Here is a 13,414-nt window from a genome sequence, read left to right as displayed (position 1 = left end):
GATGTTTAATTTAAAATGGGTCCTCGACTACGCTCGGACTGACAAAACGGGGCTTTAAAAAAGAAAGTTAGTTTAAGCGTACCCTTCTCTGTTTCTACTACGGGTTAACGCCTTACGCAACCCACCTACCGCCTAACTCTCCGTTCTCAAAATCTTCAGTGGTGGCTGGTTGAGGATACTTCTTGTACTCAGTACACCTGTAATCACCACCAAAATTACAATCGAGCCAAACAACAGCAGGGTTGGTACTAATGGAGGAATAAAGGCCGCATCAAAAGTAAATTTAGCCAATGCCCAGCTTCCGCTAATGGCTAGAATTAGCCCCGCGCCCGCTGCAAAAGCACCTAAAAAGAAATATTCGATGGCATTAATCGCTAAGATCTGTTTTCTGCTGGCGCCCATGGTGCGTAATAAAATACTTTCCTTGATCCGCTGATTTTTACTGGTGAGCACCGATGAGATTAAAACAATCCACCCGGTAACCATACTAAAGCCCGCCATAAACTGAATTACAAAGCCAATTTTACTCAATAGTTCATCAAGCAGTTTTAGCACGAGGTCTAAATCGATTACTGAAACATTCGGGAATTTTTGCACCACTTCACCCTGGAAACGGGCAGAAACTTCACCCGATGGAACCCTGGTCATTAATACATGGAACTGTGGTGCTTCTTCCAGCACTCCTGCAGGGAAAACCACCCTGAAATTGGTTTGCATCCTGCTCCAGTTCACTTCTCTCAAGCTTCCAACAACCGTTGGAATCATCATGCCCTGAACATTAAAGAGTATTTTATCGTTTAACCCCGCATTAATTGATTGGGCGTAACGCTGATCCAATGAAATATAGACCGTTTCGTTGGGTTTTATTTTTCCGATCCATTTTCCAGAGGTAATTTTCTCGGCTGCGGTTAAAGTATCCTGATAGGTCGCCCTGATTTCATTGCGATAGGCACGTCTGTTGTTGGTGTCGGCACTGGCTTTTTTACCATTAATTTCTTCGATGCGCATGGTGATCACGGGGACCTGGTTCATCAATGGCAATTTAAAAGCTTTGGTTAAACTGTCTAGCCCTTCTTTTTGGGTATTCTGGATATCAAACATTACCATATTGGGCTGATTGGCGCCCGATGACAGCGTAACACGGCTCATTAATATCCCCTGAACAAAAAATAAGGTGCAGATAAATGCGGTAGATAAACCAATGGAAACCGTTAACATCAAGGTTTGGTTATTCGGACGGTAAAGATTGGCAAAACCTTGTCGCCATAAATAGCTGGATGAATTTGGCAGCAGCTTGCGCACCAGGAACATCAATAATTTACTTAGAACAATCAACAGCACAAAAGCAATAGCGATGCTGGAGGTGAAGGCTAAGGTTTGTACCCATGTTTTCATCTGCAGGTGGGTAAAACCCATAATAAATACCCCCATGAGCAGGTATACCAGCCAGGTCAACGGATCTCTTTTACCGCCTGTTTTTTCGAATGATAACCTGATGGCATTTAAAGGCGAAATCCGTCTTACGGATAAGAGCGACGGAAGCGCAAAAAGGATGGAAATGATCAGTCCGAGTAAGAGGCCCTGGCCAACAGCAAACCACGAAACCTGCATGGTAATTTCTACCGGCAGAAAATCTTTTAGTACCAGTGGGAGCAGGAACTGTATACCTGTACCCAAAACGGCCCCTAATACCGAAGCAATTAAGCCGATAAAAAAGACCTGAATGAGATAGATGATAAAAGCATGCCGCGATTTTAAACCCATGCATCTTAAGGTAGCTATCGCACTTAGTTTTTCCTGGATATACACATGGATGGCACTGCCTACGCCCACGCAACCCAGCAATAGGGCAATAAATCCCGAAAGGGCCAGAAAACGGTTTACATCTTTAAAAGATCTTCCGGTCTGTTCTTTTCTCGATTCGACCGTATCGGCATCAAAACCTTCTTTTTCCAGTTTGGCATCTTGCTTTTTAACCCATTCATCAATACCTGATGGATCGTTATACTTAAAATAAAATTTATTGTTGATCCGGCTTCCGGTTTTGATGAGGTTGGTTTTATCCAGGGTTGGTAGGGGGATATAAACCGTTGGTGCAATACTGGCTCCGATCCCTGTTTGGCCGGGAGCCTTGGTTAAGGTGCCCAGAATCTTAAAATTAAGGTCGCCTATTTTTACCGAATCGCCAACCTTTGCATTAAACTGCAGCATCAGGGTTTGATCTACCAATGCATTTCTGCCGGTTTGAAAATTTTTCGCCGCGGCCAGTGGAATGGTTTCTATCGTGCCATAATAAGGGTAATCGCCTTCGAGCGCTTTCATCTGCACCAAACGGCTGCCACCACCTTTCTGGAAATAAATCATGGAGGCAAATGTTTTCTCCTGTGAACGTTCATCGCCAAGCGTATCGAGCATTTTTTGCATGGTTTTGCTCACGCCTTTACGGCTATCCAAAACCAGATCGGCCCCTGTAAGTTCTTTTGCCTGCGCATCGATATCCCTTTGCAGGTTATCTTTAAACGAATACACGGCAACAAGTGCTGCAATACCCAATACAATAGACGATATAAAAAGAAATAAACGTGCACGGTTTTTCCGGCTATCGCGCCAGGCCATTTTAAACAGCCACGAAAATTTAATGTTTTGTTTCGGGAGGGTATTAGGCATAACTTGGGTTTTCGTCTGAAATGATTACACCACCTTTAATTTTAATGCTCCTTGCTGTTTTTGCGGCCAGTTCTAAATCGTGTGTGACGATGACGAGCGTAGTTCCGGCATCTTTATTCAAATCGAAAAGCAATTTGATTACCTTTTCACTGGTTTCCGCATCGAGGTTTCCTGTGGGTTCATCAGCAAAAAGAATAGCTGGCTGATTGGAAAATGCCCTCGCCAATGATACACGCTGCTGTTCTCCACCCGATAATTGAACAGGATAATGGTGCGAGCGATCGGCAAGACCAACTTTATCCAACAATTCCAGCGCATTTGCCCGGATATTTTTTGCTCCCCTTAACTCTAAAGGAACCATTACATTTTCGAGTGCGGTTAAGGTAGGCAACAGCTGGAAATTCTGAAAGATGAAACCTACATACTGGTTTCTAACTGCTGCACGCTCGTCTTCGTTTAGCTTTTCTAATGCAATTCCATTCAGTTCAACGGTTCCGCTGCTCGCCCTGTCCAAACCGGCACATAAACCCAACAGGGTCGTTTTTCCGCTTCCCGAAGGACCGGTAATGGCCACAGTTGAACCAGCGGCAATCGAAAAGTTGATATGATCCAGAACGGTAAGTTCGCGTCCGGCACTTTGGTAAATTTTGCTTACATTTCGGATGTTCAATATGCTTTCCAATAGTTGATTTTTTAGGGTTTGTGTATCGATATTTACCAAACATAACGGCTTATTGCCTGTTAAGATAAGGGTTAACGATTATTAGATATAGATTGATAAGATATGTTACGAAAACGATTAATGGGCTTATTTGTTTTGAGCCTCGCCCTGTTAAGCTGTGGAAATCAGCAAAGTAAAAGCAATAACGATAAAACTTTAGATTCGGCTGACCAAAAAACAACCTCTACAGTCAAAGAACAGAAAACCATCCTCTTTTTTGGTACAAGTTTAACGGCAGGTTATGGTCTTGATCCAACCGAAGCTTACCCTGCTTTGATCCAGAATAGAATTGATTCCTTAAAAATGCCTTACAAAGTGATCAACGGTGGTTTAAGCGGCGAAACTTCTGCTGGTGGAAAAGGCAGGATCGATTGGTTGCTTAAACAAAAGATAGATGTTTTCGTGCTCGAACTCGGAGCAAACGATGGTTTGCGTGGCTTGCCCGTATTACAAACCATCAAAAACCTGCAGGACATTATTGATCGGGTAAAGGCTAAATACCCGAATGCCAAAATGGTGCTGGCAGGTATGCAGGTGCCACCAAATATGGGAGCGAAATATGCGTCTGATTTTAAAAATATGTTTCCTGATCTGGCCAAAAAAAATCAAATGGCATTGATCCCGTTTTTATTGGATAAGGTGGGCGGTATTCCTAAATTAAACCAGGCCGATGGGATACATCCAACTGCTGAGGGCGATAAAATTCTGGCGGAGAATGTTTGGGTGGTACTGAAGGATTTGTTGTAAACTCCATTCGCTTTTAACCGCAGAGAGAAAGGCGCGAAGGGTACAGGTTTTGGGAGCATATCAGGTTGAAAGTGATATAGTTATAGTCTTGTAAAATTTACTGTTGTAAGTAATGTATGTATAATGTAAACAATATTGTTTACATTTGTTTTCTATGTTCGAAAAGCTATCCATATTGAAAGGACTTCATCCTGGCTTTTTTCTAGCGCACGAGCTTAAGAAAAAAAAGCTTTCTAAGAGGCGTTTTGCACTTTCTCTGTCGGAATACCCGCAAACTATTGGGGCGATCACCAAGGGAAACAGGGATATGAATACTGGTCTTTCATTAAGGATTGAGAGGGCTTTAGGCTTGGAGGAGGGGTTTCTGATGACACTTCAGGCATTTTACGATATCAAGAAAGAAAAAGAAAAGCAAAAGTTAGTACCTAATCTTTCTATTTTTAGCCCAGCATTATTCTGGGACACCAAGTTCGAAAACATTGACTGGAATCTTCATAAAAAATCTATTGTACATCGTGTTTTCGAATATGGTAATGAAATAGAAAAACAGGAAATTTTGGATTTTTATGGAAAGGATGTGGTAGAAAAGCTGCTCTCGAAACCATTAAATGTTTGGCCAACTACGCTCGACGGAGTTAGCATAATTTAAACTGTTATGGTTTATTGGAATACTGTAAACGATAAACTGAAAGATTGCTGGCTGCTCTTAATGAATGACAGCTTATTTGAGCGGTTTAGATTGGTTGGTGGCACTGCATTGAGTTTGCAATTGGGGAATCGAATCTATCGACATCGATCTATTTACAGATGCACCCTATGGATCAATAGATTTTAGAGCAATTGATACTTTTTTAATCCATCATTTCCAATATGTTTTTGGTGTAAATGATATGCCTGTAGCGATGGGTAAATCTTACAGGGTAGGAAAGGATGCGTATAGTGCTGTTAAACTTGATTTTTACTATACAGATGAGTTTATATTTAAACCACTGACTGCTGATGGCATTCGAATGGCGCCTGCTGAAGAAATTTTGGCAATGAAAATCGATGTAATTCAAAGAGGTGGTAGGAAGAAAGATTTTTGGGATCTCCATGAGTTGATGGAATCCTTCTCATTTCAAGACATGTTGGCATTTCATCAACAGCGATATCCATACCATCACGATCCTTTGCTTATTTCTAGAAACATGAATAATTTCGAATCTGCTGACCAGGATCCTGATCCAATTTGTTTAAAGGGAAAGCATTGGGAGCTGATAAAGCTTGATCTGATGATGTTTTTAGCGGATTCTAAGAAATAATATCCAGCTATCTCATTCCTGCCTAAAACGCTTTAGCGTGCCATCATTATTAAACTGGATATCGTAACGCTCACGGGTTCCGTTCATGCTACCAGGAAACCAGCGCATACCTTCATCCCATATAGAAATATAGGCCGAAGTTGTTGGCGCCGCCCCTTCGATCTCAGCTGCTTTGTCATTGTAGATTTTTATTACTTTATGCGCGTCTGCAAAATGCATTTTATTTAAAGGGAATGTCCGGCGTTCGATATTTCTGGCCAGCACGGGTTCTGGCTCAGACCATTTACCATTTTTATATTGGTAAGCATTTACATATTTAGGGTTTTCGGGATGTTGTAATGATAGCTTGATCGATCCGTCTCCATAAAAACGGACCGATTCGTAAACCACAATTTCTTTGTTGCGGTATTGGGGTAATTTTCTCAGTTGCTCTTCAGCCTTCGCCAGTTCGGCAACACTTAAGACCGCTTTTCCTGGTTTCACCTCAGTTTTTTCAAGATTGGCGTTTTGCGTTCCGGTTTGAGCGTGGTTCATCTCCTTTAAAAATTCATTTACTCTTTTTTGGATTTTCTTACCATTAGCAGGTGTTTGCTTCTGTTTCAATAATTCAATGTCGCGAAAAAGTGCTTTGGTCTTATCCTGCATTTCGTCTGTTTTAACAGTGTCGCCATTAATGATGATGGTTTTATCCTGATACTGTGTAGTGGTGGTGATTTTGGTTGTTCCTGTGTGTTCGCTATGGGTACCAAACTGGTTTTCCTTCTCGCATTTTTTTACCAAAGAATCGTTAGGATGAAAGGTTTCATCTACACTTTTTGTGATCTGTTTGCAAGCCATGGAAAGGAAGCAACAGAATAAGATCAGGTGGGGAATGTTGCTTAAGTTTTTCATCAAAGTTCTCCGTTAATTTCGTTTAGATCACGCTCAAAAGCAATCTGACTGGGATCCTCTTTGAGATAAAAAATAGATACATGTTCCTGTCTTGTGCTATCCAGATCGAGCAGATCTACAATCTTTTTGATGTTTGCCCTGTGTTTTTGGTTAAACAGATCTGTAAATTCGAGTTCAAAATTAATCTGTGGCTGTTCGTTGATATAGGTTCCGGTCTGACTGGCTTTAATCAACCGGGCAGTAGTTTGCGTGCCTTTAAATTTAACCGGAAACAATTGATCAGGTTTGCCAACAAACTTGCTCACGATAAAAGTTGCAAATGCACGGTAAAGCAGCAACATAAACGAACAGGTGATTAAGGGATGGCCAAGCCCTATAAAACGCCAGCCCGTACCTCTGCTTTCTACATTGTAGGAATAGATATAATAACCTACAACCAGGGCGGCAAAGGCCAGCCAGGCTAGATTGGTAAGGAAAATAATAGTTTTATTCAGGCTGACCTCTGTAGTGGCAAAAATAAAATATGGGGTTTTATTTACTTCTTTATCCAGCAGGATGCCCGCTGTTTTACCTACTTCGTAACGGCGTTCATATGGTTTTGTATCGTTTACCATTGTTTTCTGCGTAACGGTGCTGCCTACCAGATTTTTAAACTGCAGGGTAAGTTCGTAAGTATCATAAGCTGCGCCCGCTTTCGAAACTTTCGCTGATGCCAATATTTTAGCTTCACGCGCTTCGCCGGTAGTTTTCAATTTTTCTATATTCCGTTTAATCAATAAGGTACGGATCACCCATTTCCGGTAATAACCAATCAGCAATATGGCCCAGAACAAAATTGAGATTACAAGTACAGTAAGCGGATACCATGCATTGCTATCAACCAGATTGGGTATATCCTCCTTGGTGTTGTAATACATCAACATAGGGAAGGGGATGGCGAAAAACAGCATGTAAATAATCCAGAATATCGAAAGGCCTTGTTTCATAGTAATATAGGGTATTTATTCATCCTTAAAATATTGCCCGAGCCATTGATCGAAATTTTCCTTGTGTTTTTTCTGGGCAGTTTTAATCAATTCATCTGGTGCTTCAATCTGGTCGAGGCCATAGTCGCCTTTCATCCATTTTAAGTAATCACCCAAATCCTCACTTTCTTCGTAGTTGTTTTTATCCTTATAAAAATAGGTCTGATCAAAATCGACCCATATTTCGGTATCGTAGGTGAGTAAATGGAGCAATTGCAAAATATTTTCCGCAATAAGATGTACACCGCCTTCATCGCCAAAAACGACGATCGGCATTTGGTTTAGCGGCTTGTTTGTTCCATCGTTCCAGATGGCGTAAAATGAGCCGGTATCATTGGCCTGGGCAAAAGGTAGCAGACGGTTTAAAAAATCTTCATCTTCACTCCAGCTTTTCAGTCCCCATTTCTCGTCGATCAAAACGCCAAATCCTTCACTATAATTTCCGAACGAAGAGATATTGTTTTGGAAATAAATCAGTTTTTCCAGTTCGCTGGGAACTTGGCTTAGGCCTAGATTTTCTTTAAAATCTGTTATGTTTATCATAAAATTTAATAATAGAGTGACTGAATGATAGAATGATTGGATTTTGAATGATTGAATGGAATACTGCTAAAAGGGCATCTTTCCCACTTCAATTTTATTGTCCCTGGCATATACATCTGCAAGCTGCCAAAGCTTATTGTATAGCTCAATAAATGTATCGTAGGGCTTCGTATCCAGTTTGGTTAAAATTTCGTTGATATTTTCCTCTTGCTGATGCTGATCGATCATTTGGGCTACCTGAAGATGTTCTGCTTTGTAATGCTTTAAAACATATTCATGTAAGGCAATGGAAGCATCTAACATCGGTTTTGTTTCTGGTGTTGGATGCAGTTTCTTTACTTTTTCCAGATTCTTTTCGGCACTGGCAATGGAATTTTTCAGGTATTCCTCACAATTGGTCACTTTACCGGGGCCAGCTGTACTTTTACTATATTTTTGGTAACCTTCGAAATAGTAGGTGCCAAAACGGGATATATCATTGGAGTTTAAGGCTGCCTGGTCGAAATATTCTTCAGGTGTATTTACCGTAAAGTTGCATGCGGTGATGGTTAAAACCATCACCATTAACATGCCATTTTTGATATTGAGGCGCATAAACTTCTTTTTTAATACTTTCCAGCGAATGAAGATTTGTCTTCGAACATTTTACCAATTAGTGGAACAGGCTTTAATGCGCCATTAGCCGCATTGATGATGCCCATTATCCAAAGAATAATAAATGCATAGCCCACAAAGCCTAAGAACGCTAAACTAGGCACTATACCGGCAATGATGGTAAATGCGATATTGAAAACAATACTGACTATGGCTAGACCCAGCGATTGTCGTAAATGATATTTAAGTAAAACATCTGCTTTATCTTTTCCACTGAAATAAGCGACTAACCAACCAATAATGGTGATGTAAGAAATGATTGAAAGGGTTTTGTTGTCCATGATTTTTGTTTTTAGGTTTAAAAATTATTTATTCAAAGTTGGGGTTAATCGTATCGGTTAAAAAGATTTTACCACCTACAGAGCATCTACAGCATTTTAATCAAGCGTCTACAATACATCTACAATTATATGTAAGTTATTGATAATTAGTTAATTGTGTGTTTTTATCGTTTTTATTTTCGTCTACAATTTTATTCAAGCTCCAATCTTTATGTTAATTTTACGATATGAAGCATCAGGTTTTTAAAAAGATAGTATTCTTAATAGGCGTAAGCTTATGTTTCTTTGCCGCCAATGCGCAAACCTTACTGGATAGTACGGCGCTCGATAAAATCAGTAAAAAGGATAAACCAGCCCTACTTACACAATTGGCGGAGCGTAGCCGGATTAATGGCGATTATAAAGCAGCCCTTTCAAGTGCGCAAAAGGGCGCAGATCTGGCTTTAAGGCTAAATAACCCTACTGAGGCCACAAAGGCCTATGCTGCAATAACGAGTATTTATTCGACCACCAAACAATTTGCATTGTCGAAAAAAGCAAGTGATACCAGTTTATCTATTGCCCAGCAGTCGCGGCAGCCCATCGCATTAGCCTATGCGTATTACGCACAGGCCTTATTTTATAATGCCATCGACAATGCGGAGGAGATTACCAAATACTGTCAGCTGGCGCTTAAATCCTTAGGAAAAAAAGATGATCCCTATCTCAGTGCTAAAATCTATTACCAGTTGTATATGCTGAGTTCGCGTAGGGATGACGTAAAAAATGTGAATACCTACGCGCAGGCGGCTACCGAAAATGCACTAAAGACTACTGATTATAACCTGTTGAGCAATTGTTATATTGCCTTATCGGTGGCAGCCGATTATAACTATACAAGCACTAAAAAGGAAGTGTTGCGCGATAGCATCATTTATTATTTAAATAAGGTACAAAGTCTTTATCAACAATACCCTACTTATGTAGCTAAAAAAACGTATGCTATTTCCTGTATCAACAGTGCCGATTATTATTTAAGGTATTTCCCTGATATCGATCAAATTGCAAAGGCCAATGCCATCCGTTACGCGGGCATGGCCAACGAGGTAATGAAAGGTGCCATTAATGGCGAAGAAGTAAGGGCAAGCAGTTTGGGTATTTTAAGTGAATATGCCAGGCGGGACAAGAATTTTGTCATGGCAGAAGGGTATTTACAGGAAGCCTATAGTGTATTGATCAGCAAAAAGGTACCTTATTATTATACTTTGATCAATGTGGTAACCGCCCTATCGAACTTTTATGAGCAGCGCGGCAATTACGGAAAGGCTCTTGAGTTCCAAAAAAAGGCAACAGAATATAACAGCAAGTATTTTGATGAAAAGCGCACGCTAAATGCCCAAAAGCTAGAGGTACAATACGAAGCTGAAAAAAAAAACAATGAAGTGAAGCTGTTGAAGCAGCGCGAACAATACGCACAACAGCAGAAGTATCTGTACATTGGTATTGCCATCGCCTCAATTTTAGGACTGATATTTATGTTCCGTTCTTACCATTTCAGGTTGCGGTATTCACTGCAGCGCGAAAAGCAGTTACACCTGGAAAAACAGGATGCGGAACTGCAAATGAAGCTGGAAAAAGAGGAGCAGGCCAGGTTAAAAGCAGAACGACTGTTATTGGAGAGTCAACAGCAACAATTGCAGAAAGAAGTAATGGCCAACCAGTTGCAACTGGAACATAAAAAAGAAATGCTTTTCCAGATCAAAGAAAAGCTTAGCGGCAATCACCAGCTCAATATCAATAAGATCTGGAATGAAGAATTGCTTCTGGATAATGATTTCGAAGAAGCGAAATTTGAGATCCAGCAGGTGCATCCAGAATTTTTTTCCTTATTAAACCAAAGGGCACAACAGAAACTCACCGCACTCGACCTGAAACTCTGTGCATATTTACATCTAAAAATGGACACTAAAAAAATTGCCCAAATCATGCATATCGAAGCCAAAAGCGTACGCATGAGCCGTTACCGCATTAAACAAAAATTAGGTTTGGGTAAAGAGGAAGATTTGAATCTGTTCTTGCAAAACATGGCTTGAGGTTTTCGATCTTCTGATTGGTGATTGATTGTCAAAACAAGATTAATCCAAGCGGTTTGCTGAATTAAACTGTTTTTGCACTTCAATCAATCTCTGTTCTTTTTGATTGATTATTTTGTGTACTTCCAACTTGTCTCTAGATAATTGCAGCTGTTTGTGCATTGCAGCATCGCGTACTTTTTCTGTATTGGTTTTATTTTGACTGATCTGTTGCTGGGCAATATCTAAGCGGTCAAAAACTTCGAGATCTTTTACCGCTTTGTAATAGCTAACTGTTGCCGTTTTCAGCTCATTACCATATTTAGTACCGCCTGTTTCTAAGGCGTTTATTTCACCGATAATTTTATCGAATGCCCGTTCCTCTTCATCTATTGCCAATAGTGCGCATTTAAAATCGCCGTCAATCAGGCACTTCAGTTTACGCTCGCTGGGGCCGTTTTTGCCAACCATAATATTGAAGATAGTCCGTTCCTTTTGCTTTAGGACTGTTTTTAAATGAACAGCTTTTTTAGACTGGCAAGAGGTCAGAATTAAAATCAGCAGGGTTAAAAGAAAGTTTCTTTGAATCATAGCGGTTTATGCTGAAGTTCTAAATTATTTCCGGTTCAGATCTGTAATCAACAGCGGGTTATCTTTTTTCAATTTTTCGATCAGTTCCTGTACAGCACCCATTGTAGGGCTTTTTTTCAACTGTTCTACTTCTGTATTGGTAATCCCTACCAGCTGTAAAAAACTTACTTCGCCATGTGGGGTATCTATTTTGCCCAGTTCTGGATCCAGTGCAAAAACAAAGCCGGTTATTTCGGTCTCTGTATCCAATCTTATTGGCCCGTTAGCGGGAATAAAATGATTTTCTTCGAACCATTTGCCACTCGAAAATACATATCGGGCCAAATTGTTCATTACTTGTATGGCCCAAATGGGATCGTTCTGATCCTCATTAAAAGGTGCCAGCCTGAAAGTAAATTCAAATCCCCATTTACTGAATTCGCCGCCTGCTTTTTCCTCATTATAGTATAGTTCGCTCATGCCATAACTGATAATGTGGCGATGAAAGGATTGATGGTTGCTATCGTAAATATTGGCTCCATCTATAGGGTCGGTTCCGCCAGCCACATAATGAAGTCCGCACAAGGGGCCATAATGGCGTGCTTCGTTGTCTCCATATATTTTCTCTAACTGATCATCTATGGCCTGCCAACCAGGGGTATCCTCCGTTGTAAATTGTTGTCTGTAGTTTTCCGGGTTTATCATTGTTTATAGGATGTTATTTCGTTATGCCAACTCAAAGATTTTGCCATTTATTTAATTAGCTGCAAATCATCGATATCCATTGTATTGATACAAATAAAATTTTACATTTTCGTCATTACATAAGTTGTGGAATCTTCGTAAGTAACATTATTTCTTGTAACAGTTTCACATTTTCATTTCATCTGTCCATTTCCTGCGCACGATCATTTGTTTGCTTTCCCCATCGTAATACACACTTTTTACCTTGTTAAATACGGTATAGGCAAAAGCAGTTGATTGTTGCATCTGATAAATTACCAGAACCAAGCTGTCTGACGAATAAACGCCGGGATTGGAGAAATTGGTAAGCTTTTCTTCAAAAATAGGTTGCTCTATTTTGCTATAGAAGATAATCATAATGCGATTTATTATTGGTTAGCGGATTTATTCTGTGTGAATATGGTAGTGCCATCAACGGATAGTGTTTTTATGTAAATATTTAACTGTATAGGCGAATTGGCACTAAGGGTAGTATAAAAACTTTCGGCCGATCCTGCGATCTGCCCATCTGTAAAAACAATTTTGCGCGGTTTTTTTATACCATTGATCGGTACAATCGAAACTTCTCCTGATACATTCTTAATACTTCCGCCAACCCACTTCAGCAAAAAACTGTCCGCATCCTGAGCCAGTTCCATCATGAGGCTGCAACTGCCGTTATTAATCAGTTCGCTTTCATCCTGAAGGTAAAATGGATTACTTAAGGAATAATTCATGCCATAAAGTTTATAATTATGGCTTGTGTTAGAGGTTTTATCGGTGAGCTTTAATTCCAGTTGAACTTGTGGCTCCTCCTGGGCTTTCACACTAAAGCAAAATAAAACCAATAAAAACAGTATGGCCTGGCAATAATATTTCGTTTTCATAGTTTTTGCAGGTAATTGTTAAGAAGCGAAATTGAATTTCCCTTCGAATATTTTTCCGATCAGTGGTACAGGTTTTTCTACCTCATTATTGGCGGCAATAATGCCAAGCAAGAGCAATACGAAAGGAATAAATAAGATGAGATAAAAAATAATGCCGAGTGATGGAATGATGGCCAGGATAATACCACTTATAATACTTAAGATGATGGAAGTAATAATCAGCCCCAGCGATTGCCCCAGGTGATAATTAACCAATGTGCTCTTTTCTGTTGATTTTTTAAACTCGAGGTAAGAAATGATCCAACCAATTAGGGTGATGTAGGCCAGGATTGCCATTGTTTTCTGTTTCATAG

Annotated in this window: 16 protein-coding genes; 4 read left to right on the top strand and 12 right to left on the bottom strand. The window is 40.1% G+C overall.

The window, feature by feature from the left end:
• Positions 1-132: 132 nt before the first annotated feature.
• Together AC04Q1_RS05370 and AC04Q1_RS05365 are read right to left on the bottom strand one after the other, a co-directional pair.
• Positions 133-2,667 (bottom strand): ABC transporter permease, encoded by a 2,535-nt coding sequence (locus tag AC04Q1_RS05370; RefSeq protein WP_478362539.1) that lies wholly within the window; start codon positions 2,665-2,667, stop codon positions 133-135.
• On the bottom strand, positions 2,660-3,349 hold the full coding sequence (locus AC04Q1_RS05365; RefSeq protein WP_478362537.1) for an ABC transporter ATP-binding protein: 690 nt from the start codon (positions 3,347-3,349) through the stop codon (positions 2,660-2,662). Before AC04Q1_RS05365 ends, AC04Q1_RS05370 begins: the two co-directional genes overlap by 8 nt.
• Before the next feature lie 102 nt (positions 3,350-3,451).
• On the opposite strand from AC04Q1_RS05365, the gene AC04Q1_RS05360 reads away from it, so the two are divergent.
• The 3 genes from AC04Q1_RS05360 (at position 3,452) to AC04Q1_RS05350 (ending at position 5,436) form a co-directional block, all read left to right on the top strand.
• Positions 3,452-4,135, top strand: coding sequence for an arylesterase (locus AC04Q1_RS05360; protein WP_478362535.1), 684 nt, complete (start codon positions 3,452-3,454; stop codon positions 4,133-4,135).
• 154 nt (positions 4,136-4,289) lie between these two features.
• Positions 4,290-4,784 (top strand): helix-turn-helix transcriptional regulator, encoded by a 495-nt coding sequence (locus AC04Q1_RS05355; protein ID WP_478362533.1) that lies wholly within the window; start codon positions 4,290-4,292, stop codon positions 4,782-4,784.
• A gap of 127 nt (positions 4,785-4,911) precedes the next feature.
• Positions 4,912-5,436, top strand: coding sequence for a nucleotidyl transferase AbiEii/AbiGii toxin family protein (locus tag AC04Q1_RS05350; protein WP_478362837.1), 525 nt, complete (start codon positions 4,912-4,914; stop codon positions 5,434-5,436).
• 12 nt (positions 5,437-5,448) lie between these two features.
• On the opposite strand, the gene AC04Q1_RS05345 is transcribed toward AC04Q1_RS05350, so the two are convergent.
• The 5 genes from AC04Q1_RS05345 to AC04Q1_RS05325 form a co-directional block, all read right to left on the bottom strand.
• Positions 5,449-6,327 carry a hypothetical protein gene (locus AC04Q1_RS05345; protein ID WP_478362531.1) on the bottom strand — a complete coding sequence of 293 codons (879 nt, stop codon included), beginning with the start codon at positions 6,325-6,327 and terminating at the stop codon, positions 5,449-5,451.
• Positions 6,327-7,313 (bottom strand): hypothetical protein, encoded by a 987-nt coding sequence (locus AC04Q1_RS05340; protein ID WP_478362529.1) that lies wholly within the window; start codon positions 7,311-7,313, stop codon positions 6,327-6,329. The genes AC04Q1_RS05345 and AC04Q1_RS05340 overlap by 1 nt, the downstream gene beginning before the upstream one ends.
• A gap of 15 nt (positions 7,314-7,328) precedes the next feature.
• The gene (locus AC04Q1_RS05335) at positions 7,329-7,895 is read right to left on the bottom strand and encodes a hypothetical protein (RefSeq protein ID WP_478362527.1); all 567 of its coding nucleotides are present in this window, start codon (positions 7,893-7,895) and stop codon (positions 7,329-7,331) included.
• A gap of 66 nt (positions 7,896-7,961) precedes the next feature.
• Positions 7,962-8,489 (bottom strand): hypothetical protein, encoded by a 528-nt coding sequence (locus AC04Q1_RS05330; protein WP_478362525.1) that lies wholly within the window; start codon positions 8,487-8,489, stop codon positions 7,962-7,964.
• 11 nt (positions 8,490-8,500) lie between these two features.
• On the bottom strand, positions 8,501-8,830 hold the full coding sequence (locus tag AC04Q1_RS05325) for a magnetosome magnetite crystal formation protein family (RefSeq protein ID WP_478362523.1): 330 nt from the start codon (positions 8,828-8,830) through the stop codon (positions 8,501-8,503).
• A 227-nt stretch (positions 8,831-9,057) separates the two neighbouring features.
• Between AC04Q1_RS05325 and AC04Q1_RS05320 the strand changes: the two genes are divergently transcribed.
• Positions 9,058-10,902, top strand: a complete 1,845-nt coding sequence (locus AC04Q1_RS05320) for a helix-turn-helix transcriptional regulator (RefSeq protein ID WP_478362521.1) — start codon at positions 9,058-9,060, stop codon at positions 10,900-10,902.
• A gap of 42 nt (positions 10,903-10,944) precedes the next feature.
• Here the strand turns inward: AC04Q1_RS05320 and AC04Q1_RS05315 are convergent, their stop codons facing one another.
• The 5 genes from AC04Q1_RS05315 to AC04Q1_RS05295 form a co-directional block, all read right to left on the bottom strand.
• Complete coding sequence (locus AC04Q1_RS05315) at positions 10,945-11,472, bottom strand: hypothetical protein (protein ID WP_478362519.1); 528 nt, start codon at positions 11,470-11,472, stop codon at positions 10,945-10,947.
• 24 nt (positions 11,473-11,496) lie between these two features.
• Positions 11,497-12,156, bottom strand: coding sequence for a suppressor of fused domain protein (locus AC04Q1_RS05310; protein ID WP_478362517.1), 660 nt, complete (start codon positions 12,154-12,156; stop codon positions 11,497-11,499).
• Positions 12,157-12,321: 165 nt separating this feature from the next.
• A complete protein-coding gene (locus tag AC04Q1_RS05305) occupies positions 12,322-12,552 on the bottom strand; it encodes a hypothetical protein (RefSeq protein WP_478362515.1) in 231 nt (76 codons plus the stop codon).
• Positions 12,553-12,563: 11 nt separating this feature from the next.
• Positions 12,564-13,061, bottom strand: a complete 498-nt coding sequence (gene tssD, locus AC04Q1_RS05300) for a type VI secretion system tube protein TssD (protein ID WP_478362513.1) — start codon at positions 13,059-13,061, stop codon at positions 12,564-12,566.
• An 18-nt stretch (positions 13,062-13,079) separates the two neighbouring features.
• Positions 13,080-13,412, bottom strand: coding sequence for a magnetosome magnetite crystal formation protein family (locus tag AC04Q1_RS05295; protein WP_478362511.1), 333 nt, complete (start codon positions 13,410-13,412; stop codon positions 13,080-13,082).
• Between the last annotated feature and the right edge of the window lie 2 nt (positions 13,413-13,414).

The sequence above is a fragment of the Pedobacter humicola genome (genome assembly GCF_056490705.1).
This window is presented reverse-complemented; position numbering and strand designations above follow the sequence as displayed.